At 42.5% G+C, this 25,097-nt stretch carries 24 protein-coding genes, 1 other RNA gene and 1 pseudogene; 18 read left to right on the forward strand and 8 right to left on the reverse strand.

Annotated features, from left to right (window positions below; all coding sequences use genetic code 11):
* Nucleotides 1-68: 68 nt before the first annotated feature.
* On the reverse strand, nucleotides 69-1,553 hold the full coding sequence (glpK, locus tag HGD77_RS04045) for a glycerol kinase GlpK (protein ID WP_005267342.1): 1,485 nt from the start codon (nucleotides 1,551-1,553) through the stop codon (nucleotides 69-71).
* A gap of 130 nt (nucleotides 1,554-1,683) precedes the next feature.
* On the opposite strand from glpK, the gene ssrA reads away from it, so the two are divergent.
* Nucleotides 1,684-2,042: a transfer-messenger RNA gene (gene ssrA, locus HGD77_RS04050) on the forward strand.
* 181 nt (nucleotides 2,043-2,223) lie between these two features.
* Nucleotides 2,224-3,366 (forward strand): tyrosine-type recombinase/integrase, encoded by a 1,143-nt coding sequence (locus HGD77_RS04055; RefSeq protein WP_138742939.1) that lies wholly within the window; start codon nucleotides 2,224-2,226, stop codon nucleotides 3,364-3,366.
* Between the two features lie 15 nt (nucleotides 3,367-3,381).
* Here HGD77_RS04055 and HGD77_RS04060 read toward each other — a convergent pair whose 3' ends face one another.
* Nucleotides 3,382-3,726, reverse strand: coding sequence for a hypothetical protein (locus HGD77_RS04060; RefSeq protein ID WP_228761459.1), 345 nt, complete (start codon nucleotides 3,724-3,726; stop codon nucleotides 3,382-3,384).
* Nucleotides 3,727-3,803: 77 nt separating this feature from the next.
* Between HGD77_RS04060 and HGD77_RS04065 the strand changes: the two genes are divergently transcribed.
* Nucleotides 3,804-4,772, forward strand: a complete 969-nt coding sequence (locus HGD77_RS04065) for an IS30 family transposase (RefSeq protein WP_168387081.1) — start codon at nucleotides 3,804-3,806, stop codon at nucleotides 4,770-4,772.
* Nucleotides 4,773-5,214: 442 nt separating this feature from the next.
* Here the strand turns inward: HGD77_RS04065 and HGD77_RS04075 are convergent, their stop codons facing one another.
* The 4 genes from HGD77_RS04075 to HGD77_RS04090 form a co-directional block, all read right to left on the reverse strand.
* A complete protein-coding gene (locus HGD77_RS04075; RefSeq protein ID WP_081398964.1) occupies nucleotides 5,215-6,183 on the reverse strand; it encodes an IS30 family transposase in 969 nt (322 codons plus the stop codon).
* A 69-nt stretch (nucleotides 6,184-6,252) separates the two neighbouring features.
* The gene (locus HGD77_RS04080) at nucleotides 6,253-6,819 is read right to left on the reverse strand and encodes an AAA family ATPase (protein WP_138743389.1); all 567 of its coding nucleotides are present in this window, start codon (nucleotides 6,817-6,819) and stop codon (nucleotides 6,253-6,255) included.
* A gap of 75 nt (nucleotides 6,820-6,894) precedes the next feature.
* Nucleotides 6,895-7,221: a DUF4236 domain-containing protein gene (locus HGD77_RS04085; protein ID WP_004730431.1), complete on the reverse strand. Its 327-nt coding sequence runs from the start codon at nucleotides 7,219-7,221 to the stop codon at nucleotides 6,895-6,897.
* A gap of 224 nt (nucleotides 7,222-7,445) precedes the next feature.
* Nucleotides 7,446-8,138, reverse strand: a complete 693-nt coding sequence (locus tag HGD77_RS04090) for a Fic family protein (RefSeq protein ID WP_004730429.1) — start codon at nucleotides 8,136-8,138, stop codon at nucleotides 7,446-7,448.
* A gap of 88 nt (nucleotides 8,139-8,226) precedes the next feature.
* On the opposite strand from HGD77_RS04090, the gene HGD77_RS04095 reads away from it, so the two are divergent.
* Complete coding sequence (locus tag HGD77_RS04095) at nucleotides 8,227-9,219, forward strand: Fic family protein (RefSeq protein WP_138743390.1); 993 nt, start codon at nucleotides 8,227-8,229, stop codon at nucleotides 9,217-9,219.
* A 328-nt stretch (nucleotides 9,220-9,547) separates the two neighbouring features.
* Here the strand turns inward: HGD77_RS04095 and HGD77_RS04100 are convergent, their stop codons facing one another.
* Nucleotides 9,548-10,486 (reverse strand): LysR family transcriptional regulator, encoded by a 939-nt coding sequence (locus tag HGD77_RS04100; RefSeq protein ID WP_004730425.1) that lies wholly within the window; start codon nucleotides 10,484-10,486, stop codon nucleotides 9,548-9,550.
* A gap of 118 nt (nucleotides 10,487-10,604) precedes the next feature.
* Here HGD77_RS04100 and HGD77_RS04105 point away from each other — a divergent pair, with 118 nt between their 5' ends.
* From HGD77_RS04105 to HGD77_RS04135, 8 genes and pseudogenes are all read left to right on the forward strand, one after another.
* Nucleotides 10,605-11,570 carry an MFS transporter gene (locus tag HGD77_RS04105; RefSeq protein ID WP_004730423.1) on the forward strand — a complete coding sequence of 322 codons (966 nt, stop codon included), beginning with the start codon at nucleotides 10,605-10,607 and terminating at the stop codon, nucleotides 11,568-11,570.
* A gap of 21 nt (nucleotides 11,571-11,591) precedes the next feature.
* Nucleotides 11,592-11,786, forward strand: coding sequence for a hypothetical protein (locus HGD77_RS16935; RefSeq protein WP_228129702.1), 195 nt, complete (start codon nucleotides 11,592-11,594; stop codon nucleotides 11,784-11,786).
* Nucleotides 11,787-11,789: 3 nt separating this feature from the next.
* Nucleotides 11,790-11,933 carry a hypothetical protein gene (locus tag HGD77_RS04110; protein ID WP_155118326.1) on the forward strand — a complete coding sequence of 48 codons (144 nt, stop codon included), beginning with the start codon at nucleotides 11,790-11,792 and terminating at the stop codon, nucleotides 11,931-11,933.
* Nucleotides 11,934-11,964: 31 nt separating this feature from the next.
* Complete coding sequence (locus tag HGD77_RS04115; RefSeq protein ID WP_004730419.1) at nucleotides 11,965-13,488, forward strand: M81 family metallopeptidase; 1,524 nt, start codon at nucleotides 11,965-11,967, stop codon at nucleotides 13,486-13,488.
* Nucleotides 13,489-13,838: 350 nt separating this feature from the next.
* Nucleotides 13,839-14,720, forward strand: a pseudogene (locus HGD77_RS04120) (IS982-like element ISAba9 family transposase).
* Between the two features lie 80 nt (nucleotides 14,721-14,800).
* Complete coding sequence (locus tag HGD77_RS04125) at nucleotides 14,801-16,024, forward strand: efflux RND transporter periplasmic adaptor subunit (RefSeq protein WP_004730417.1); 1,224 nt, start codon at nucleotides 14,801-14,803, stop codon at nucleotides 16,022-16,024.
* A complete protein-coding gene (locus tag HGD77_RS04130) occupies nucleotides 16,021-17,244 on the forward strand; it encodes an ABC transporter permease (protein WP_004646197.1) in 1,224 nt (407 codons plus the stop codon). The genes HGD77_RS04125 and HGD77_RS04130 overlap by 4 nt, the downstream gene beginning before the upstream one ends.
* A complete protein-coding gene (locus HGD77_RS04135; protein WP_138742653.1) occupies nucleotides 17,237-17,953 on the forward strand; it encodes an ABC transporter ATP-binding protein in 717 nt (238 codons plus the stop codon). The genes HGD77_RS04130 and HGD77_RS04135 overlap by 8 nt, the downstream gene beginning before the upstream one ends.
* Before the next feature lie 329 nt (nucleotides 17,954-18,282).
* On the opposite strand, the gene HGD77_RS04140 is transcribed toward HGD77_RS04135, so the two are convergent.
* Entirely contained in the window at nucleotides 18,283-18,783 is a 501-nt protein-coding gene (locus HGD77_RS04140) for a Dps family protein (RefSeq protein WP_004646199.1), read from the reverse strand.
* 759 nt (nucleotides 18,784-19,542) lie between these two features.
* Between HGD77_RS04140 and katE the strand changes: the two genes are divergently transcribed.
* The 6 genes from katE (at nucleotide 19,543) to HGD77_RS04170 (ending at nucleotide 25,070) form a co-directional block, all read left to right on the forward strand.
* Nucleotides 19,543-21,666 carry a catalase HPII gene (gene katE, locus HGD77_RS04145; RefSeq protein WP_004730411.1) on the forward strand — a complete coding sequence of 708 codons (2,124 nt, stop codon included), beginning with the start codon at nucleotides 19,543-19,545 and terminating at the stop codon, nucleotides 21,664-21,666.
* Between the two features lie 71 nt (nucleotides 21,667-21,737).
* Nucleotides 21,738-21,947, forward strand: a complete 210-nt coding sequence (locus tag HGD77_RS04150; protein WP_004730408.1) for a hypothetical protein — start codon at nucleotides 21,738-21,740, stop codon at nucleotides 21,945-21,947.
* Nucleotides 21,948-21,999: 52 nt separating this feature from the next.
* Nucleotides 22,000-22,983, forward strand: coding sequence for an acyl-CoA dehydrogenase (locus HGD77_RS04155; protein ID WP_138742652.1), 984 nt, complete (start codon nucleotides 22,000-22,002; stop codon nucleotides 22,981-22,983).
* On the forward strand, nucleotides 22,971-23,756 hold the full coding sequence (locus HGD77_RS04160) for a PIG-L deacetylase family protein (RefSeq protein WP_004730407.1): 786 nt from the start codon (nucleotides 22,971-22,973) through the stop codon (nucleotides 23,754-23,756). Before HGD77_RS04155 ends, HGD77_RS04160 begins: the two co-directional genes overlap by 13 nt.
* Complete coding sequence (locus tag HGD77_RS04165) at nucleotides 23,746-24,360, forward strand: class I SAM-dependent DNA methyltransferase (RefSeq protein WP_004730404.1); 615 nt, start codon at nucleotides 23,746-23,748, stop codon at nucleotides 24,358-24,360. Before HGD77_RS04160 ends, HGD77_RS04165 begins: the two co-directional genes overlap by 11 nt.
* The gene (locus HGD77_RS04170) at nucleotides 24,357-25,070 is read left to right on the forward strand and encodes a glycosyltransferase (RefSeq protein WP_004730403.1); all 714 of its coding nucleotides are present in this window, start codon (nucleotides 24,357-24,359) and stop codon (nucleotides 25,068-25,070) included. Before HGD77_RS04165 ends, HGD77_RS04170 begins: the two co-directional genes overlap by 4 nt.
* Nucleotides 25,071-25,097: the final 27 nt, after the last annotated feature.

The following is a 25,097-nucleotide window of genomic DNA, read 5'->3' on the forward strand; positions in this document are numbered from 1 at the left end:
ATTGAGGAAGCTAAAAAGCACTGTTTAACAGCGCTTTTTTATGATGATCAAATATGAACCTAGAGGATTTAGAGATCAGATTTAGCCCGTTTCAAGGCATTTTGCCATTTGGCTAAATGCATTTCTCTTTCGTCATTTTGCATTTTGGGTTCAAAAGCACGGTCCAGCTCCCAGGACTGGGAAATTTCATTCAGGTCGGAAAATACGCCAGCTTTTAATCCGGCCATAGCGGCTGCGCCCCAGGCGGTAGCTTCCAGCATTTGCGGACGCAGTACCGGTACATTCAGAATATCGGCCTGAAATTGCATTAGCATGTCATTGCTGCTGGCACCACCATCAACCCGCAGTTCTTTAAGGGGATGTGCAATATCAGATTGCATCGCACTGAGCACATCCGATACCTGAAAGGCGATTGATTCTAATGCGGCACGAGCGATATGCGCTTTGGTCGTACCGCGTGACATGCCACAGAGTAAGGCACGTGCTTCACTATCCCAATGCGGCGCGCCCAGTCCGGTAAATGCCGGAACCAGAACCACGCCGTCACTATGCTCGACCTGGTGTGCCAGTTTTTCCACATCACTGCTTTTTTGAATAATTCCGAGACCATCGCGTAACCATTGCACTACAGCACCAGCCATAAATACGCTGCCTTCGAGCGCATAAGTAGTTTGGCCTTGGGCTTGCCAGGCGAGAGTAGAAAGCAGCTTGTTCTGGCTAAGCTGAATGTTATGTCCAGTATTGAACAGCATAAAGCAGCCAGTACCATAGGTGTTTTTTGCGCTACCCACCTCAAAACAGGACTGGCCAAACAGTGCAGACTGCTGATCCCCCAAAATTCCGGTAATGGGAATATTGGCCCCAAGTAAGCCAGAAGCAGTGTCAGCGACATAACAATCAGAAGAGATAATTTTCGGCAAGACCGAAGCAGGGATATTAAACAGCTCGAGTAGCTCTTCATCCCACGACTGTTGCTGCAGATTCATCAACATGGTACGAGAAGCGTTACTGGCTTCAATGACGTGCTCTGCGCCTTGGGTCAGATTCCAGATCAGCCAGCTATCGATAGTACCAAATGCCACATGGCCTTGTTCAGCGAGTGGCCGTACTCCCTCAACATGCTCTAAAAACCAGACTAATTTTCCCGCACTAAAATAAGGATCAATCCATAAGCCTGTTTTTTGCTGAATTTTGGACATTAGGCCTTGTTCAATCAGCCGGTTACACCAATCAGACGTACGACGATCTTGCCAAACGATTGCCGGAGCGAGCGGTTTGCCGTTTCGACGATCCCAGACTACAGTGGTTTCACGCTGGTTAGTCAGGCCAAGGGCTTTAATATCTTTTGCCAGAATACCTGCAGTTGCTAAAGCTTGTTGTATCACAGCAATCTGTGAGCTCCAGATTTCCTGTGCATCCTGTTCTACCCAGCCCGAATGTGGGGTGTGGATATGCGTTTCACGTTGAGCCGTTGCCTGAACTTGTCCATGTTCATTAAAAATAATAGCCCGACTTGACGTAGTTCCCTGATCCAGGGCCAGAAGGTAGCTCATAATTTTTCTGTTATTTGGCTTGAAAAGTAAAATATTAGCGCAATAATGTAATTAAGCGCATCAAGTTGTTTAAATGTTCAGAAAATACATCGTAATTTTTGACATTTATGCTATGATTGCCTTGTACTTTGGGGGTGTTTCTGGCTTCGACGCTGGTGATGAAACTCATAGATGCATGCCGAGAGCGCATTTTCTCTCGTAAATCAAATTTGCATTTTTTAGTCGCAAACGACGAATCATACGCTCTAGCTGCCTAAGGGCAGCTTGTCCGCCTCTCCGAATACTTGTGGTTAGAGAGTCCGACTGAAGCGCACGCACACAAGTCCGTATAAAGCTAAGCCTCGGGGCTTTGTACTAAATTAAGAGGATCGCGATTTGTACCCTGTTCGTCGGGTCACAAAGAGTTAAAACAATAGACGATATCTAAGCATGTAGTATTCTCGAGCGTAGTGCTGGCGGACGCGGGTTCAACTCCCGCCACCTCCACCAAAATTCTTTCCGAAGTAATCCATCGGAATCTAAAAAAGCCTTTAAACTCAATGTTTAAAGGCTTTTTTTATGCCTGTTTGTCCGATATAGTCTGATCCCATTTGACCCCATATTTGCTCTTTCTGGGTAAATATTGGGAAAATTTACCCAGAAATTAATACATCAATTATGGGTAATTGACATGCCACTTACAGATACTGAATGCAGAAAAGCACAACCGAAAGACAAACAGTATCGTCTTTCAGATTCACATGGTTTATCCCTTATCATTACCACCAAAGGTCAAAAATATTGGAATGTGCGCGTCACTGTCCATGGTGAACGTAAGTCTGAGTCGCTTGGTCCATATCCAGATTTAAGCTTAAAAAAGGCAAGGGAGCTTGCATATGAGCTTAAGCATAGATACTCGCGTTCAGTATTGCATGAAGACTTAAAGCCCTATTTCAAAGAAGTTGCAGAAGATTGGTTCAATAATCAAAAAGAAACCTGGTCATCCAAACATATCAGTAATGTACGAGCTTCATTGAATGAGCTTTATATTGCTCTTGCTAATAAGCGTATTAATCAGATTCAGGCTCCTGAGATTCTGCAAATCATTAAGAAGATTGAGGCAAGAGGCTCGCTTGAAATTGCAAAACGTACCTTATCTCGTTGCGGGATGGTCATGAAATACGCTATTGCCCATGGATACCGCTATGACAACCCGGCAGGGGATTTAGTTTATGCCCTCAAGAATAAACGGGTCAAAAACCTAGCTTCGCTTTCGGCCTCTGAAATGCCTGAATTTTTAAGAAAGGTAAGAGCATACCCAAGTGATGCTCAAACGCATCATGCCATTATTCTGATCATGCTGACAGGCGTTCGGGTTAGTGAGTTGCTGCAAGCACGCTGGGAAGAATTTGATCTAGAAGGACGTAAGTGGGATATCCCTGAAGAGCGGATGAAGAATCGACTGCCGCATCGTGTGCCGTTGACGGACATGATGATTACTGAGCTTCAGGCTTTGAGACTTACCCATAATCAGGAACTGCTATTTCCACATCGTTTGAATAACAAAGAATCAATGCGTAGCGAGTCTATTTTGGCTGTGATCAAACGTTCAGGTTATGCAGGTCGAATGACCACACATGGTTTTAGATCGCTATTCAGTACAGTCTTAAACGAATCGAATCTGTTTAATTCAGATGCCATTGAACGCCAGCTTGCTCACGTACCCCAGAATAGAATTCGCTCGGCGTATAACCGAGCACAGTATTGGGATGAGCGTGTAAAAATCATGGAATGGTATGGGGAGCAGGTAGAAGGATGGATGGCTCAGTATTGAGCCTTTCCTTTCTAGTTACTTATAGTCTTTATATTCTTCATACTCCCTATTAATCAATTTTTCTAGAAATTCTGATTCAGAAATATTTTCAATAGTTGCTAATTCTTTCAATCGAACTTTTGTATTTTTTCTTAAGGGTAAGTGAAATTTCTTTTTAAGATTATCCTTATTTTTTAATCTAAAAACATTTTGCTGCCATGCTTTTTTAAGTTTATTTAAATCATTAATATATTTTTCTCTATTATGAATGTAAAGATCGTCAAAATAGGCATAGATATAATTTTCATGTAACTTTTCTTTTTCAAAAAGAAATTGAGGGAAAACATGGCAGAGTAAAACTTGAAGTGCGACATAAACCACCTAATTAATTTAAAGGGTTTATGGAGTATATAAAATTGTCATACCATCATCTTAACTTTGAAGATCGTACTGCATTAATGCTTGAGTCAAGAAAAGAAGGCTTTTCAGCCAGAAAATTTGCTGAACTCATTAAAAGACATCCTAGTACGATCTATCGTGAGCTTAAAAGAAATAGCATCAATGACGTTTATCAAGCTCAATATGCTTCTGATAACACCTTCGCTAGACGTAGACGTGGTCACAGAAAACTCAAAATCGATTCAATCCTCTGGAAATTTATTGTTGAAGCGATCCGTTGTTTATGGTCTCCTCAGCAAATAGCAAAGCGTTTAAAGAGATTTCCTGATTTGGATCAAACAATGAATGTAAGCCATACAACGATTTATTCAACGATACGAGCATTACCAAAGGGTGAGTTGAAAAAAGACTTATTATCCTGTCTGCGTCATGAAAATAAAAAACGAAAAGCTAACGGTGAACCTAAAAAAGATTCTATATTACAGGATATTAAAACTATTCATGAGCGCCCAGCCGAAGTTCAAGAAAGAAAAATACCGGGTCATTGGGAAGCTGATTTAATTAAAGGTAAAGACAATAAAAGTTCGATAGCAACACTTATTGAACGAAATACACGGCTCTGTATCTTGGCAACATTACCTGATGCAAAGGCAGAATCAGTGCGCAAGGCTTTAACTGAAGCTCTGAAATATTTACCTGCAGAACTGCGTAAAACGTTGACCTATGACCGTGGACGCGAGATGGCAGAACATAAAATACTTGAAGAAGATTTAGGCATAGATGTATATTTCTGTGACCCACATTCACCCTGGCAAAAAGGCACATGCGAAAATATGAATGGTTTAATTAGGCAATATTTACCTAAAGGGATTGATTTAAATCAGGCAGATCAGCATTATTTAAATCAAGTTGCCATGTCACTGAATACTCGTCCTAGAAAAGCGTTAGATTGGCTTACACCATTAGAGAAATTTGCTCAGCTTGTTGATTATCATAAGACTTTTCAAACTGTCGCACCTCATGTTTGAATTCGCCCATTGTATTCAAAATTTTTATCAATATAGTTTTTGCTCCACTCTATAAAATCTTTATCCTTAATATATTTATTTAGATTTATTTTCTCTTTTTTATTTCATAAAACTCAATAATGTAGTTTTCTAAGTCTATATTTCTTTGATCTATATCTCTCGTTATTTTAGGGTTTAAATAAATCAAAGCTAAAATAAAAATTCTAGGATTGTTAATATTTTTATGAACTTTATGATTATCGTTTTGTCTATATATTTTAGGGTTGTGGGCGGATTTGTGTATTATATTATTATTAATTTGACTTGATGTTTCTGAGTTTTTTAATTTCTTAAATGTACTTTCTCTAATAAAAATAGGTATATCGTAGTCTTGGGTGAATCTATTAATTAAGAACCAACATAATCTGTCATCTTTTAGGTGTAGGTTAATATCTAGGCGAATTCAAACATGAGGTGCGACAGTTTGAAAAGTCTTATGATAATCAACAAGCTGAGCAAATTTCTCTAATGGTGTAAGCCAATCTAACGCTTTTCTAGGACGAGTATTCAGTGACATGGCAACTTGATTTAAATAATGCTGATCTGCCTGATTTAAATCAATCCCTTTAGGTAAATATTGCCTAATTAAACCATTCATATTTTCGCATGTGCCTTTTTGCCAGGGTGAATGTGGGTCACAGAAATATACATCTATGCCTAAATCTTCTTCAAGTATTTTATGTTCTGCCATCTCGCGTCCACGGTCATAGGTCAACGTTTTACGCAGTTCTGCAGGTAAATATTTCAGAGCTTCAGTTAAAGCCTTGCGCACTGATTCTGCCTTTGCATCAGGTAATGTTGCCAAGATACAGAGCCGTGTATTTCGTTCAATAAGTGTTGCTATCGAACTTTTATTGTCTTTACCTTTAATTAAATCAGCTTCCCAATGACCCGGTATTTTTCTTTCTTGAACTTCGGCTGGGCGCTCATGAATAGTTTTAATATCCTGTAATATAGAATCTTTTTTAGGTTCACCGTTAGCTTTTCGCTTTTTATTTTCATGACGCAGACAGGATAATAAGTCTTTTTTCAACTCACCCTTTGGTAATGCTCGTATCGTTGAATAAATCGTTGTATGGCTTACATTCATTGTTTGATCCAAATCAGGAAATGTCTTTAAACGCTTTGCTATTTGCTGAGGAGACCATAAACAACGGATCGCTTCAACAATAAATTTCCAGAGGATTGAATCGATTTTGAGTTTTCTGTGACCACGTCTACGTCTAGCGAAGGTGTTATCAGAAGCATATTGAGCTTGATAAACGTCATTGATGCTATTTCTTTTAAGCTCACGATAGATCGTACTAGGATGTCTTTTAATGAGTTCAGCAAATTTTCTGGCTGAAAAGCCTTCTTTTCTTGACTCAAGCATTAATGCAGTACGATCTTCAAAGTTAAGATGATGGTATGACAATTTTATATACTCCATAAACCCTTTAAATTAATTAGGTGGTTTATGTCGCACTTCAAGTTTTACTCTGCCCTCTATATTGAGTACTTCAGCTTTCGATACATTAATAGGTGGAAGTTGGGATGGATCACCGACAAGGATTAGTTTACGATTTGAATTTAGTAAATCTAAGTGATCAGTTAAATCCTTAAATAGATTTCCAGAACCAAATTGGAGAAAGTCTTTTTCACTCGTTGCTTCATGTGAAAGCATGGAAGCCTCATCAATAATGACTACAGCCTTGTCTTCTACTTTTTCTTCTACTACTGAAAATTTTAAAATTTCAGGAATGTCTTGAGGTGACTCATCATCTTTTTTATACAAAAAAGAATGAATAGTGGTCGGAGCTATTTCAGTCTCTTCAAAAACATGATTTTGTAAATTGTGTGCTGCTCTACCCGTTGGCGCTAGTAAGTAATAGTCTAATTGGTGGCTATTTAAATACGTTACAATTTCTTTAATTAGAGAAGTTTTTCCAGTTCCTGCACTGCCAGTAATAATCAATACTTTTGAAGTAGTTGATGTCAAAAAATCTCTTATCTGATTTTGAATATGCATATTCTTAATTTTGAAAATGAAGTTTCGAATTAGTTTATGGTTAACGGTATATTTTGACTAGTCATTAACTCATTATTAGAAAAAAACAGCACCTATTAAGAAAGCAAATATTACAAGAAGGCTAATCATAATTATTTTTGTTGGGTTAATTGTCTGTTTAGTGTTCGGTTCGGCTGACGAGGGAATGGAAGGAGATTTTGAATGTGTATCTATGCGAGAAGGCAATTTCTGTGAATATGACAGACCTGTACCAGGAATACCAACAGTAGCCTGTTTCCCTTTTTTTGAAATATTGACAGATGCTCCTGGTTTTCCAATGGTTACACTGTTAAGCCCATTTTTAGAAATATTTAGCTTAATACCTGGAATAATTTTGATACTTTTTTTAAATCGGAATGACATGATTTCATCTAATAAAGTTTAAGTTTTAAGGATTTTATTCTATCGTGAATGAACAATCCGAACATTAAATAGCTGTAAAAATTCTAGTCCCTTTTTTATTGGATATAAATATTTGTTCAAACCTAAGGTTTTAGATATTTTGTACAAGCTACCGTACAAGCTACCGTACAAGCTACCGTACAAGCTACCGTACAAGCTACCGTACAAGCTACCGTACAAGCTACTTAAATTCCTAAAACAACCTGATATGGTTTAAATCCATCTAGTACAGCATCAGCAACAAGTTCAATAAATGCTTCGGTCTTTCCAGAAGCCATCCATTGATCCAATGCTTCATAGTAAGCTAAGCGATTTTCGACTGTAATAATGCAAGGAGGGTATCCAGCTTTGAGCAACTCAAGGTTCATCAAGAGACGCGATGTACGTCCATTGGCATCAATAAACGGATGAATGCCTACAAAATCCACATGTACTTTAGCAGCACGTTCAACAGGGTGAAGCTTATGTGCTTCTGTATTGTACCAATCCAATAGTGGAGCTATTTTTTTAATTAAAGATGTATAGTTGGGCAGCGTACTGTCCGAATGTAGAATGTTGACATTATTTGAAATGATGAGATGAATGTTAAAAATTTGTTCTGTTGAAAAGTTTTCTTTTTTACGAATGATGCTTTGAATGTAATTAATAGCTTTTCTTTGATTGATGACCTGTAAATGATCTTCTAGAGTTTTACCCCCTATAGCGATTCCTTCTAAAACAACTTTAGTTTCAAGTAGACTGAGCTTATTGCCTGAGATGGCATTCGAGTTGTAGATCAATCGAAGAAAAAGATCCTCTTCAATATTACTTGATGTAAAGTCTGACAAAGGTCTGCACTGATCTAGTCTATGTTTAAGATCATCTATGAGAGTAAACAAATATAAAATCTCGCTGTATTCATAACTTTGAAAACTCGTACTTTTAGAGTTTAATTAAACAAAACTTTATACGCTGTTTAGGGATCAAATGAAATATCAACCGCCTTATACGATCACCTCTAAAATTATTCACTTGATTGCACAAATTAGTGAATCAATAGGGCGTTTGACTGCATTAACTCAAATCCAAGATAGCCTTAAATTGCGAAAAGCCAATCGTATTCGAACGATTCAAGGGTCTTTAGCGATAGAAGGAAATACCTTGAGTACAGAGCAAATCACAGCGATCCTTAATGGTAAGCCTGTCACCGCTCCACCTAAAGAAGTTCAAGAGGTACGTAATGCCCTAAAGGCATATGAAGAAATTCAAGATTGGAATCCTGATCAAGAATCGCATTTGCTGAAAGCACATCAAATATTGATGACAGGACTGATTGATGAAATTGGACAGTATCGTCATGGCGGTGTTGGTGTGATGTCAGGGGATCGAGTCGTGCATATGGCTCCGCCTGCAAATCAAGTCCAGCGTTTAATGGGAGAATTATTGCACTGGTTAGCTGAAGGTAATGAGCACCCATTAATTCAGAGTTCAGTATTTCATTATGAATTTGAGTTTATACATCCATTTGCTGATGGCAATGGGCGGATGGGGCGTTTATGGCAAACTTTAATCTTAAGCCAGTGGAATCGTATTTTTCTCAACATCCCTGTAGAAAGCTTGATTTATCAAAACCAAAAAGCTTATTACGATGCATTGCAAGCGAGCACAGATCGTTCAGATTCTGCACCTTTTATTGAGTTTATTTTGCAGATGATTCTAGATGCAATACTTAGTTCTGATGCCAGCGATCAAGATATCGCTCAAGCTAGCGTACAAGTTAGCGATCAAGTTAAACGTCTCATCCAGAATATGGAGCAGAAAGAATATAGCTTAACTGAGCTTATGGCTCTATTGGACTTGTCCCATCGAGCCACATTCCAAAAAAATTATTTAACTCCAGCATTAGAAGCAGGTGTGATTGAACGTACCCTTCCTGATAAGCCTAAGAGTCCTAAGCAAAAGTACAAATTAAAAAATTGAACTGTACTGAAGTTGATGTGATTATTAATATCATAATGAGCTAATTGAAATGTTATAACATTGCATTTATTTCTAGGTGTAATTTGCTGCTATAATGCCGTACGCCACTTCAAATCCTGAATTCGGATTTGAACAAGATTTTAAAGTGATTCAATGCACTAAATCTAATTTGGGTCAAAATTGGGTCAATGAATTTTTTTATTCAATAAAAGAGCTTTAAAATGAATGAGTTAGGTTTTGAGTTCAATTGACGCCACCACCAAAATTCTTGTTATAAATCAGCCGCTTATTTAAGTGGCTTTTTTATTGCCTAAATTTTATAAGCAATTTAAAAGAGCAAATCAAAACTAGAACGAATACGCTCAATTAATAAATGTTTCGACTCTGACAAATGGGTATTTTTGCGGACCATCAATTGGGTCTGAGCCGTGTTGCACAGCTCGGAATCAATAGTTAAGGCAACGGCCTGACCTTCTTTAACCGCATCTGCGATATCTGCATAGCGCATGGCGGAAATCCCATGTCCAGCCACCACATAATTTTTTAAGGCATAAATAGAATTGGTGGTCAGACCAATATTCAGGTTCACTTGTAAGCGCACCATTTCACTGTCGAGTAGCTGACGGAAACCATGCCCTACGGGCATTAAGGCAAATTTATAGTCTGAAATTTCGGGAAGACAAATGCGATGCTTGAGCTTGGCAAGAGGATGACCGGCAGGAACAGCCAGAATAAAAGGTTCTGTTTTATGGGCAATGGTGCTGATGTCTGTATGAAATGGAGGATTATACGCCAGTCCAATATGCGCCAGGCTGTCCACAATATGTCGTACCACATGCTGGGCACTCATTAATTCTAACTGGATTTCAAGATTTGGATATTTATAATGCACATGTCGAAGTACATCATAAATCATGTGTTGCATATAACTTTCACTTGAAACAATGTTCACTTTGCCGAGTTGAGAAGATTGCAGCTGAAATAAACTATCAAATAATTCATTTTCACGATTTTTATTTTCCTTGAAATACTCAAGTACCAGATAGGCGGCTTCAGTCGGAATAATATGCCGACCCTTACGTTTGAACAGGTTTATTTTTAATTCTGATTCAAAGAGTTGAATTTGTCGGCTCATGGCGGACTGTTCAATATTCAGGATATCTGCCGCTTTGCGCATCGAGCCAAACATCATCACCGTATAGAAATAACGCAAACGCTTTTCATTGATTCCGTTCAGTGGCGCAAGGAATTGTAAGTTTCTGTCCATAAAAACTCTGATGCTTTTAAAGCATCAGTATGCTAAATAAATTACATTGTTATCAAGTCAGGAGCATGCTTACATGGATTTTGAACAATAAGAAGATCTAGATAAAAAGGAGTTTTAGATGGATTTAATAACTTCCCGTCAACAACGGTTAGACCAGATTTACAAGAAAGTAAGCTGGCGGCTACTGCCATTTTTATTGCTGTGTTATTTCTTTGCTTATCTGGACCGGATCAATATCGGATTTGCCAAGTTACAAATGCAGCAGGAGCTGGGCTTTAACGATGCAATTTATGGCATGGCAGCCGGCATATTCTTTTTAGGTTATGTCCTGTTTGAAGTGCCAACCAACCTGTATTTTGAAAAAGTCGGCGCCAGAAAAACCATTACCCGCATCATGATTTTGTGGGGCCTGACCTCCATGTCGATGCTATTTGTCACCACCCCGCAGATGTTCTATGTCTTGCACTTTTTACTAGGCGTATTCGAAGCCGGTTTTGCCCCGGGCATGATTTTCTATCTGACCTATTGGTATTCCGGTGCACGCATGGCACGTGTCATGGCGATTGTCATGCTGGCCGGGCCGCTTGCTGGCATGTTAGGCGCACCGTTATCGACACAAATTATGAGTACTTTCCATCAGATTTATAATCTTTCTGGCTGGCAATGGTTATTTTTATTAGAAGCTGTGCCGACCGTGCTGTTGGGCTGCGTAGCGTACTTTTATTTAACTGATCATCCCTCACAAGCAAAATGGCTGTCCCAAGAGGACAAAGCCTTATTGGTGAAAGAAATTTCCCAACATCAGTCTGCCACTGGTCATAGTAATTTTAAAGCGGTATTAAAGGATCCTTGGATTTATTTCATGGCCTTGGCCTACTTCACCATTATCTGTGGGATCTATGCGATTGGCTTCTGGCTACCATCTTTACTGAAGTCGGGCGGTATCCAAAATTTGCAGATGATTGGTTGGCTGGTGGCGATTCCATATTTATGCGGTGCAATTTTCATGATCATTTTTGCCCGCAGCTCGGACAAATGGCAGGAACGGAAATGGCATTGTGTAGTGCCGACGGTATTGGCCTGAGTCAGCTTGATGTTGTCGGTGATGAGTGCGAATTTCCTGCTGTCCTTTATTGCGATCTGTACCGCAACGGCCTTTATGTTTAGTGCCTATACCATTTTCTGGTCAATTCCATCGAAATACTTAAGCGGTAGTGCGGCAGCAGGCGGAATTGCCTTAATTAACAGTATTGGATTACTCGGTGGTTTTGTCAGTCCAAATATTATGGGCATGGCGTAGTCAATGACCGGTTCCATGCTGGCAGGCTGGTTCACGATTGCTGTGATCATGATGCTCGGAGGAGCTTTCCTGATTTATGCCTTCAGACTGAAAAAGCAAGTTGTTTCCCAGCAAGTCACACGCGCTGCCTTAATCGTCGATAAATAATCAATCATGCAGCATAGGAAGGATTCAAGATATGAAGAAAATCATCATTGCGGGCTTTCAACATGAAACCAATACCTTTGCTCCGACCAAAGCAAGCTACGCCGATTTTGTCCAGGGTGGGGGATTTCCGCCGCTCAGCCGCGGCGCAGATGTCCTGAAATTTCGGGAACAGAACATTCCGATTGGCGGTTTTATTCAACAAGCAGAACAATTCGGTTATCAACTTTTGCCAGTGATCTGGGCGGGTACTTCACCTTCAGCACATGTAGAGCAGTGCACTTACCAGCGGATCTGTGATGAAATTATCGCGAGCATCCAGCAGCATCCGGCAGATGCAGTGTATCTGGATCTGCATGGCGCCATGGTCAGTGAACAGGTGGATGATGGCGAAGGCGAATTATTAAGACGGGTTCGTGAAGCAGTCGGGCCGGACATTCCGGTAATTGCCAGTCTGGATTTCCATGCCAATGTCACGCAAGTGATGTTTGCTCATAGTGATGTGCTGATTTGCTATCGGACCTATCCGCATGTAGATATGGCTCAAACCGGACAACGCTGTGCCCAACTGCTAGATCAAATATTCCGGGGTAAAAAGCTGCATAAGCAAATGTATAAGCTGCCGTTTTTGATTGCGCTGAATGCACAATGTACCGAGCTGGAACCTACCCAATCATGCATGAATTTACTGGAACAGCTAGAGCAAAATAATTCTGTCCAGATGAATTTCACGCCGGGTTTTCCGGCGGCAGATTTTGAGGAATGTGGTGGTTGTATCTGGGGTTATAGTGAAAACGCTGAGCAGTTAGATCAGGCCATGCAACGCTATATCGCCCATGTGCTGCAACAAGAAACGCATTGGAATATGGATTTTTTATCACCAGATCATGCCGTGCTGCAGGCACTTCAACTTTATCAACAGCATCATTCGACCAGGCCCGTGGTGATTGCAGATACTCAGGATAATCCGGGAGCCGGTGGTGATTCGAATACGACCGGGATGCTATCGGCGCTACATCGGCATCAGGTTAAAAATGCACTGATTGGGCTTATTGTTGATCCTGCGGTGGTGCAACAAGCCTATCAGCTTGAGCTTGGTCAGCATTTTTATGCGAAATTGGGCGGAACATCAGGTATTGCGGGGGATGCTCTATTTAGCGCTGAATTTAAAATCAAAGCCTATAGCGATGGGAAATTCAGCTATGGCGGGCCCATAATGCATGGCGTTGAGGCGGATATCGGCCCGAGTGTATTACTGGAAATAGATGGTATTGAAATTGCAGTCAGTTCCTACAAAGCCCAGTTGCTCGATCGTAATATGTTTAGAATTTTTGGTGTTGTGCCTCAAGATAAATCGATCATCGTGGTGAAAAGCTCGGTACATTTTCGTGCAGATTTTCAGGACATGGCTGCTGCCATTTTAGTCGCGAAAGCGCCTGGAGCCATGAAAGCAGACCCGAATGACCTGCCTTGGCAAAAGATTGATCCTGATAGACGACTCGTGCCGATGGGCGAAAGTCTGGCGCAACGTGATCAGCCATTGCGTCGTACTGTTTAACATTTAACTAATATCCAATTAACACCCAAACGATTGAACAGGCTAGATCCATCACGATCAAGCCTGTTTTTTTTGATCACATCTTCATTTCCTTAAACTCAATATAATTTTCTGGTACCTGATCCCGCGTCTGAATCTGCCAAAGATGGACTAGTCTGATATCAAACAGGGCTAGCTAAAAAAAGCGGACAGGAATTCAACATTCTTTTCAAACTCAACAAAATACCTATAATTCCAATTAGAAACTTGTTGTAAATTAAACCTTAGACCCCAATCTCAACTTTTTAAGTGATTGAAATAAAAAGGACATAACCCTATTTTAGTTTCCACCAAGAAATTAAAGCAAAGTTATGTCCATTGAAGAATTTATCATTTTTGTCTATGTAATCATAGAAGAACTTTATCCCATTGTTGTTACTCAGCCCCTGAGAACTCGTGGTTTTCCGCCTGCTGTTACTGATGCAGAAATCATCACTATGCAAATAGTAGGTGAATTTCTTGGTTTAGATACAGACAAAAATATTTAGATGTATTTCAAAAACAATTGGTTAGAATGGTTTCCAAAATTAGGATCTTATCCCAATTTCTGTAAACATTGTGCAAACCTGTGGCATGTCAGTCAATCCATTATGGCACAGCTCATTCAGCGTTATGGTTCAGATAACATTCACTTTATTGATGGCTTCCCACTCCCTGTCTGTAGTTATACCAGAGCTAGAAAGCATAAAAACTTTAAAGAATACGCAGGTTTTAGTTATTGTGCTGCAAAACAAGAAAAATATTATGGTTTCAAAGCTCATATCGTCATTAATCTTTCAGGCATGATTTCGGGTTATACCTTTGCACCTGCTCATTGTGATGAGCGAGATGTTGCACCTGAAATTACGAATGATATTTACGGTTTACTGGGAGCAGATAAGGGCTATTTAAGACCAGAATTGAAACGATATTATGAATATCAGGGTATTGATTTACAAACACCCTTTAGAAAAAACATGATAGATTTCAGACCTAAAGAGACACTGCAAATACTGATGAAAGCCAGAAGAAAGATTGAAACAGTGATTGGTCAATTAACAGATCGCTTTCACATTCAGAAAGTGAGGGCAAAAGATCTATGGCATTTAACCCACCGCATAACTCGTAAAATTCTGTCGCATACAATTTGTGTGGTGCTAAATAAAAAGCTTGGTCATTCACCAATTCAATTCGAAAATCTTATTTTAAGTTGAGATTGGCGTACCTTAGGAAAAAAACAAATACAGTTTTGACTTTCTTATTTTAAATTAGACGAATCAACCGGAGATTCTTATTGCGCGTTGCCCGCTATAAAATTTTGCTCATTATCGTATTGCTACTGGCAGTAGGGTTTGCTCTATTTCGTTGGTGGCAGGGGCCAGTGGTGCCTAGTTATACGCTGAGTGCCATGCCGCTGGTACAAAATGTTGTTGCGACCGGACGTGTTGCGACAGTTTCACGTGCCCAGGTAGGCAGTGAAATTAGTGGTGTGGTTCTGCAACGTCTGGTGCAGGAAGGCGATCAGGTTAAACCGGGTGATCTGCTGGTGGTATTGAAATCGGATGAATTGCTGGCCCAAGTCAGACAGGCCGAGCTGGCATTGACCGAATTGGCAAGCAGCCGACGGCCACAGGCTGCAGCAGAACTGGCCAGTGCCAAAGCCCAGCTGGAGCAAGCCAGCCGAGAAGCTACACGTCGACGTAATGCAGAAGCCGGTATCCTGTCGAGGGAAGAAGTCGAACAGGCTGTGGAAGCAGAAAGAGTCGCGCGCAATAATTATGAGACAGCTCGGGTAAAAGCAGCCGCATTGGCTGCGGGTCAAGTCGAAGAAGCGTCGCTTCGGGAGCAGCTTGCAGTGGCACAGGCTCAACTGGCCAAAACCAAGATTCGGGCTGCGGTCGCCGGCACAGTACTGACACGCGATGTCGAGCCGGGTGATCTGGTTCAGCCGGGACAAACTTTATTTACCATTGCGTTAACAGGGAATACAGAAATCCGGGTACCGCTAGATGAGCGGAATTTACCGCAACTCGCCTTGCAGCAAAATGCGACCGTCATTAGCGATGCCTATCCGGATCAGTCTTTCCCAGCTCGGATCAATTTTATTGCGCCAAGTATTGACCCACAGCGCGGTACAGTAGAGGTCAGGTTAACTGTCAATCCCGTACCAGATTTTCTGCGTCAGGACATGACAGTATCGGTGAATGTCGAAACGGCCAAACGAGCACGGGCACTGGCTATTCCAAATGATGCTTTAAGCAGTATCAAGGGAGACAAGGCCGTGGTCTTAATGGTACGTGATGGAAAAATACAGCGTCAGCAGATTACTTTAGGCTTGCGTGGCCTGGCCATGTCGGAAGTGAAATCCGGGCTGAGCGAGGGTGATCAGGTGTTGGTAGATGCCGAATCTTCATTGGAGGATGGCACCAGAGTTCGCTTAAAACCACACCAGAGTTCATTACAGAATTCTGCTGATATGGCCAATAGTAAAAATGAATTACCGGTGAACTTCGATTGAAAAATTTATTCGGGCGGCTCTGGATCGAATGGAAAATCGCGGTCAGTTTTTTGCGCGAGGGTCGCGCGCAGTCCATCATGATCACCATCGGGGTTGCCGTGGGCGTAGCGGTGATCGTCTTTATCACTGCGTTGATTCAGGGGCTGCAAGCCAATATTGTTGAACGAACCTTAGGTACACAGGCTCATATTCGTCTGCTGTCACCGGATGAAGTCAACCGGATTGTGTCACCTCCCGCCGGAACAGTGCAATTATTGCAGGAAGACAAACGGGCACAGCGCCTGCGTTCGATTAACAATTGGCAACAGATTACCGAAACACTAGACCAGTTGCCTGTACTGACCTCCGTCTCGCCGGTGGTGTCGGGGCCAGCTTTTGTACAACGTGGTGATGCGATCGAATCAGTGGCCTTGGTCGGGATGAATTTAGAACGTTATCAGCAGATCATTCCATTAAAAGAATATTTAATCAGTGGCCAGTTGCGGGTCGGCGCGGATGATGTACTGATTGGCAGTCAATTGGCCAAAGACCTCGGTGTTCAGGTCGGCAGCAAGTTGCGACTCGATACTGGCCAACAGAACAGTGCCTTGGTGAATATTGCCGGTATCTTTGAGCTGGGCGTGCGCGAACTGGATGCGCGTTATGTTTATCTGGATCTCAAGCAGGCGCAGTCCTTACTCGGCCTGCCAGGCGGAGTAACAGTCATTGATCTGACCATTGCCAATATTTTTGAAGCAGACCAGGTTGCAGCACAAGTCGGACGCCTGACCTCATTAAAAGCCGAAAGCTGGATTGAAACCAATGCCCAACTGATGAATGCCATTACTGCACAAAGCCTGTCCACCAATATGATTATTGTCTTTGTCGCAATTTCGGTGGCTTTCGGGATTGCCAGCGTCATGTCCGTCAGTGTGGTGCAGCGCACCCGGGAAATTGGTATTTTGCGGGCGACGGGTGCAACCCAATCGCAAATCCTGAGAGTTTTTCTGTTTCAGGGTGCAATCTTTGGCTTGCTCGGTTCAGTGCTGGGCAGCATAGTCAGTTATGGTCTGGTATGGGTATTTAATAATTTTGGGCCGGGATTATTCTATATTCCAATTTCGATTGAACTGGTGATATTGGCACTATTGTTGGCCACATTAACAGGCGTACTGGCGGCAGCAGTGCCATCACGTCGGGCCGCGGCACTCGATCCGGTGGAGGCGATTCGTCATGTCTGAGCAATCTCAGGAAGTTCTGCGTCTGGAAGCGCTGCGAAAATCTTATAATATTGGCCAGCCCAATGAAGTGGAGGTCTTGCATGGCATTGACCTGCGCATTGATCGCAACGACTTTGCTGCACTCATTGGCCCTTCCGGTTCTGGCAAAAGTACCTTATTAAATATTCTGGGACTGCTGGATAAACCAACGAGCGGCGAGCTGTACTTGTTGGGACAACCTACCAGTGCGATGGATGATACCGGCCGTACGGCGCTGCGCGGCAACAGCATCGGGTTTGTATTTCAGTTTCACCATCTGATTCAGGCATTTAGTGCACTGGATAATATTCTCATGCCTTTAATGATGGCGCATGGCAAACCGGATCAGCAGGCAATGCAACGCGCACGTGATTTACTAGCGGCAGTGGGGCTGGAAAAATTTGCTGAACGTAAACCGAATGAACTTTCCGGAGGACAGCAGCAGCGGGTGGCCATTGCTCGGGCCTTGATTACTGAGCCGGCATTATTATTGGCCGATGAACCGACAGGTAATCTGGATACCCAGACCGCGGCTGATATGTTTGAACTGTTTCGTAAAGTGCATCGTGAACGCGACTGCGCCGTACTTTTAGTCACGCATGATCCGCGCCTGTCTGCCACTTGTGATCGTACCATCAATCTGGTCGATGGCCGGATTGAAAGTGATTCGAGCAATTCTCCTCAAGATTAAGCTGTACTCTAAGGAGCCAGGAGGGCTAATTTTTTGAAGCGATCGAAAAGATATTTCAGATTTATAGCTTTCAAAAAATGATAGCCATATATGAGATTGAAATAATCTGTAAACAATCTGTTTGTTAAAAAAGGATGTATGCGATTGCCTATATCCTTAAATTTCGATGGTTTAATTTTAATGATCCTGACTTTTAGCTTGATCTAATCATTGAGTGCCGATAAATCCCTCTAATATAAACGTCAGGATGAAGCCGAACTTTAATGGCACTACCGCAAGTTTCCATTTCATCCTGTGAATAAGCCTGATTTCAAAGATTCGATCCGATTTTATTGTTCCAGATTGCTTCTCAGCATCCAGGCAGTTTTTTCGTGTACTTCCAGTCTTTGCGTGAGAATGTCAGCGGTCGGCTGATCATTGGCTTCTTCAATGATCGAAAAAATACTTCTGGCGGTACGTGCCACAGTTTCATGTGCATCTACCAGTAAACGTATCATTTCTTCGGCTTTAGGCACACCTTCGACTTCTTTAATGGAGGTGAGTTTTACAAACTGTTTATAAGTGCCGGGTGCTGCAAAACCTAGAGCACGAATACGTTCAGCAATGATGTCCAACGCATTCCATTGCTCGGTATATTGAGTCATAAACATGTTGTGCAGGCTGTTGAACTGGGGGCCGGTGACATTCCAGTGGAAATTATGGGTCATCAAATACAGGGTATAACTGTCTGCTAAAAGTCTGGATAAACCATCGACAATTTTGGCGCGATCATCATGCGAAATCCCGATATCAATTTTCATTGCTTTAGATTCTTTTTTAGAAGAGGCCATGCTCTTACTCCTTCAAACTTAACGCGATACGGTGTATTAAAATAAAGTCGGATGTATCTGAAGCCCGAACCAAGAGATGAAATGATCTCTATGACTTTGTATTTGATCTAACAGGCTAAGAGATTTAAGTGGTTATAAGTTATAGATATTAGATCAATATAAAGGCAGGAAGTTTAGTCATTATGTATAAGCAGGGCGCGGGATTGTAACTATTTAAATCTGTCAAGTTCTGACCATCTTCAGCGGTAGCATATTAATTTCTTAGAGCAAATTGAACTTCTAAAAAAGTCCTAATCATTTCAGGATTGAAACATCGTGTTAGGTTATGACGTCTATTTATGAGCAAGATCACATATCACCACACTGAATATTTATTTTGAAATATCTCTGCGAAATTTTAATATTTTATTTTAAATAAATAACTTAGATGAAAATATGAATCATTAATAAACCCGAAATTTATAAAAAGTAACACAATGCTGCCTTAATTAAACAAGGCACTACAAACAATAATAAATCTCTTTCTCAAATGCAGTTATGTTAGGACACAGGCGAAACCAATAACAATATTCCCAGAAAAGCAAAAATGCTTCGAGTCAGCATATTCAGAAGAAATGTGAGGCTGATACAGGATCGGCTGTAGCAGATTGACTTGCGGGATGATTTTGATTCGGTAAGCCATGCAATATATAAGCTCAAGCGACTTTGAGATAGACCAAAAATATCTGAACTAAACTCAAGCTCAGCAAGGAATACATCATGAAAATTAAGGCCAATAGCCCCGCGACTGGTAAAGACGGTTTAGACAAACAAAATACCAATAAAAAAAGTGAACAGCTCGACGCATATCGCAGTGATGCGACCGAGCAGGCACTCACCACCAATCAAGGGGTTAAAATTTCCGATAACCAGAACAGTCTCAAGGCAGGCGTTCGCGGTGCGACCTTGATCGAAGATTTTATTCTTCGGGAAAAAATTACCCATTTTGACCATGAGCGAATTCCAGAACGTATTGTGCATGCCCGCGGTGTCGGCGCACATGGCTATTTTGAGGCTTATCCGGGGAATGAAAAACTGACCAAGGCAGGCTTCCTGACCAATACCAGTGTGCAAACGCCAGTATTTGTGCGTTTTTCTACCGTACAGGGACCACGTGGTTCAGCAGATACGGTACGTGATATCCGTGGTTTTGCCACCAAGTTTTATACGGATGAAGGTAACTTCGATCTGGTAGCGAATGATGCGCCGGTATTCTTTATCCAGGATGGGATCAAGTTCCCGGATTTTGTACATGCGGTCAAGCCTGAACCACAGACCGAGATTCCTACCGGTGCATCTGCACATGATACTTTTTGGGATTTTGTTTCCTTAGTGCCTGAATCTGCACATGCGGTGATGTGGGCCATGTCGGATCGGGGTATTCCGCGTAATTTAAGAGCCATTCAAGGCTTTGGTGTACATACTTTCCGTTTTATCAATGCCGAGAATAAAGCGGTTTTTGTGAAATTCCATTGGACGCCAAAACAGGGTCTCGCCCAACTGGTCTGGGATGAAGCACAAAAACTGGCGGGTAAAGATCCGGATTTCCATCGTCGTGACTTATATGAAGCGATTGCCTCCGGTAACTATCCGGAATGGGAACTAGGTGTACAGGTGGTTCCAGAAGAAGATGAGATGAAGTACGACTTCGACTTACTGGATCCAACCAAAATTATTCCGGAAGAACTGGTGCCGGTGACGCCGATTGGCAGAATGGTGCTGAACCGTAATGTCGATTATTTCTTCGGTGAAACCGAGCAGGTGGCCTTCTGTCCGGGACATATTGTGCCGGGACTGGATTTTACCAATGATCCGTTACTGCAGGCACGTCTGTTCTCCTATACTGATACTCAGCTCAGCCGTTTGGGTGGCCCGAACTTCCACCAGATTCCAATCAATAAGCCGGTTTGTCCATTCCACAATAACCAGCGTGACGGTCTACATCAGCGTATTGTGCATACCGGTCAAGCCAGTTATGAGCCGAACTCGATTGACAATAACTGGCCGGCTGAAACTCCGCCCGCAGCACAAGGTGGTGGTTTTGAAAGCTATCAGGAGCGTATTGATGGACACAAGATCCGTCAGCGTAGCGAATCATTCAGTGATCACTTTAGTCAGGCCCGTCTTTTCTACCGCAGCCAGGCACCACATGAGCAAAAGCACATTGTCGATGCCTATGTCTTCGAGCTGAGCAAGGTGGAGCGCAAATATATTCGTGAACGTGAAGTACTTGAAGTGCTCTGCAATATCGATCTGGACTTGGCACAGCAGGTTGCTGACCAATTGGGTATTGAAATTCCGGCAGAGAAAAAGGCGGCAAAATTGCCAGAGGTGCAGGTTTCACCACGTTTATCTTTTGAGGCATTTAAACCTGAAGATATTAAGGCACGCAAAATTGCGCTATTGGTGCACGACAAGGCCAATGAGGCCAGTATCAAAGCTGTTCAAGCTTGGGCAGAATCAGAAGGGGCTGTGGTCGATGTACTGACCCCAAAACCGGGCCCGGTACTGGGTCAGCAAGGCGAGGTGATTCCTTCCGATGGTATGCAAAAAGCAGAACCATCCATTGCCTATGATGCTGTGGTGATTGCTGACGGTGACAATTACGATGTGGTGATGAAAGATGGTGTGGCGACTCATTATCTGCTGGAAGCTTACAAGCATTTAAAACCAATCGTGTTCCTGGGCGATAAAGGCAAGCTGATTGAGGATCTGCGCTTGGTTAGCGATGAAGGAACTCTGGCAAACGGACAGTTTGAAGCAGTACAAGATAGCTTCAAGACTTTGATCCTGAACCATCGTGTCTGGGCGCGTGAAGCGATTGCGGAAGCAATTCCTGCCTAAACGATCCAATTTATGTTTTAGAGGATAGAGGCTCCGGCTTCTATCCTCATGGTTTTAAAATGGATGAAGAGATGGTGAGACCGGACGTCAAAAAGTTGTTAGCGCAAGCACAGCAAGCCAAATGGAGCAGAGAGCAGGATATTTATCTGATTGAACATAATCATTTGCCTTTAGCTGAACTGATGCAGCAACTTTGTTTCAATGAAGAAGAGATTAATGCACGCCGTAAGGTATTAGGGCTGACCACACGTTTAAAACAAATGCGCAAGCTTTCTCATTAACTGACTTTACAAACACAACAACATTATCCGTATTTTATGAGGAACCGCATGCATGAACCTCGGTTCAATATTACAAAGATTTGAAACTTCTCCTCTGGAGCTACAAGAAAAAATTCACCACACTTTAATGGAGCTGGTAGAGATTTCCGCTCAGGTGCCTTATCCCGCTTCCGGAGCGACCTTAAAACGCTGGCAGATGCTTAGTCAGGTTTCGGCAAGCAATTTGAGCCTGGGCAAACTGTATGAATCGCATTTAGATGCTTTAGCTATTCTGCATGAACTGAATATTCCGGTAGAACAAAAAGGCTTATGGGCAGTATGGGCGGCAGAAGGCGGTCCCAAACCTTTAACATTGCAAGCAAGAAAGCTAAGCGGAATTAAGCCCTGGTGTTCTGCATCGGTCTGGGTGCAACACGGTCTGCTGACTTACCGTGATGAGCAGCAACAATCCCAATTACTGATTCTAGATTTGTCACAAGAAGGCATTCAGCATCATCAGGATGCCTGGCAGGCAGTGGGCATGCAGCATACCTTGACTGCCCGGCTTGAACTGGATCAGGTTAAGGCGGAAAAAGTCGCAGCTCCAAATGCCTATCTGGATCGGCCCGGATTCTGGCATGGCGCCGCAGGTGTGGCCGCGTGCTGGTATGGCGCAACCGTGCGTTTGGCTGAATATTTAAGACAGGCAGTATTGTTAAAACCGCATGCCTATAAGGCCATGTATCTCGGTGAAATTAGTCGGGAGCTTTTAGCGACACAGTCCTTATTTTATCAAGTTGCTGCATTGATTGATCAGCAACCGCAACACGCACATGAGTTAAAGATTCGTAGCCTACGTGCTCAGGTGGAAGCGACTGCCTTAAATGTACTAACTCATGTAGGTAAGGCACTTGGTGCTGGGCCGTATTGTGAGCATCCGCATTTCGCTCGGCTTGCAGCAGATCTTCCGGTATTTATTCGTCAAAGTCATGCTGCATTTGACTTGGAGCGGATTGGCGAGCTGACTGCACAGGAGGAACAATTATGGACGTTATAAGACATGAGATTGTAGGGGATCGTGTCATCCATGGTGAAGGCACAAGACTTGAAGAATGGCGTTCCTGTCAGATCCTGCAACAGATGCCGGAATTTGATATTCCTAAGATTATTCCTCTAGATGCCAGAGTCTGCATCATTGCCCCTCATCCTGATGATGAAATTTTGGGCTGTGGAGGCCTGATTCAGCGTCTGGACAAACTTGGCTATCAGATCATACTTTTTGCCGTTACCAATGGGACAGCCAGTCATCCCGGCTCTAGTCTATATACTCCCGAAGAGTTGAACCAGATTCGTCCTGCTGAAACGCGAGCAGCTTTAGAAGCGTTACCTTTAAAACAGAATATCTTGCGGATCGCTTTAGATATTCAAGATGGCAAGGTGGCCGAACAGCGGGATGTGTTGCAACAGCATCTGCAATCTTATCTGCAACCGAATGATGTGTTAATTAGCACATTTGTTCATGATGGACATCCAGATCATGAAATTACGGGGCAGGTCACACAGCAGCTGGCCACTGAACTTCATTTGCCCTGTATTCAGGTCTTGATTTGGGCATGGCATTGGGCAACACCTGGAGATACCAGAATTCCCTGGACCGTCGCTCATCAACTCAAATTAACTGAGGAAGAATTACAATATAAGTCTCGAGCTGCGCGGTGTTTTAAGAGCCAGATCGAGCTTGATCCGACGATAGATCAATCACCGATTCTGTCAGAGCAGGCATTACAACGTATTTTACAGCCCTGGGAGGTGTATCTGTATGAACAGTAAAGCAGCCTATGATCAGGAATATTTCGATGCCTTATATGCACTGAATCAGGGAGATCCCTGGCAATATGAACAGCGTTGGTATGAACAGCGCAAACGGCAGATTTGTCTGGCGATCTTGCCGCACTTGCAGTTTGACTCCGCGATTGAGATTGGTTGCAGTAATGGCATCTTTAGTCAGGAACTGGCGCGGCGGACAAATAGCTTAATGTGTCTGGATGCCAATAATACTGCGATCCATTTGGCGCAGCAGCGTTTACAAGCTTATCCGCATGTACAGGTGTTACAGCGGATCGTGCCAGATGATTTGCCCGAACAGAAATTTCAGCTCATTGTCGTCAGTGAGATTTTATATTATTTGAACCCGATTGCTCTGCAACAGGTGCTGACATGGCTGCATACTGCACTGGAACCGGGCGGATGTATCTTGAGTTGTCATTGGCGCGCGCCAATCTCGGGATTTAGCCTAAATGGTGAAGATGTCCATCAGTATCTCAAAGCGCATTTAAACTATGAACATTGTTTAAGCTTGCAGGACTCCGATTTTTTGGTAGATCTCTGGCTGAATTCAGCGCAATCTGTGGCAGAGCAGGAGGGTTTGAGATGAAGAAAATCGGTGTGGTGATTCCGGCCTGTAATGAAGAAGCCTATATTGAACGCTGCCTATTAGCGTTAAAATCAGCACAAACTTATTTTTTTCAATACTTTAAAACAATAAAAAATCTTCCTGAAATCCAGATTCTCGTGGTCTTGGACCATTGTACTGATAGTACCGCTGCTAAAGTTCAGCAAATGAACATTCCAGCTATCAGTTGCAACTTCCGAAATGTCGGTAAGGCACGCCATTTGGGGATTCAGCAGATGATCGAGCAAGGTTGTGATTGGATTTGCTGCACCGATGCGGATTCTTTTGTACAGTGCGACTGGTTTCAGGTCATGTTACAGCATCAACCCACCGATGCGATTTGTGGTGTAGTCGAGCTGGATCAATGGGATCATTTAAGCCGCAAAACCCGTCAGGCTTATCTCCGACATTATCAGGACAGCATGGGACATCGGCATGTTCATGGCGCAAACCTGTGTTTTAAAGCTTCGGCTTATATACAGGTCAATGGGTTTCAGCAACTGGACTGTCATGAAGATGTCGATTTCATCCGTCGTTTAGAAAAAGCTGACGCGCAGATTGTCTGGTCGAATCAGCTGAGAGTCACTACCAGCAGTCGTCTTAGCTCAAAAATTGCTGCAGGTTTTGCACATTTTCTACAAAAACTTGAGCTTAAGCAGGCCGCGAAAGAACCGATCAGCCTATGCAAATAAAAGCATAAAACTATAAATTTTATACAA

This window comes from Acinetobacter sp. NEB149, from assembly GCF_012516415.1.
Classification (GTDB): domain Bacteria; phylum Pseudomonadota; class Gammaproteobacteria; order Pseudomonadales; family Moraxellaceae; genus Acinetobacter; species Acinetobacter lwoffii_V.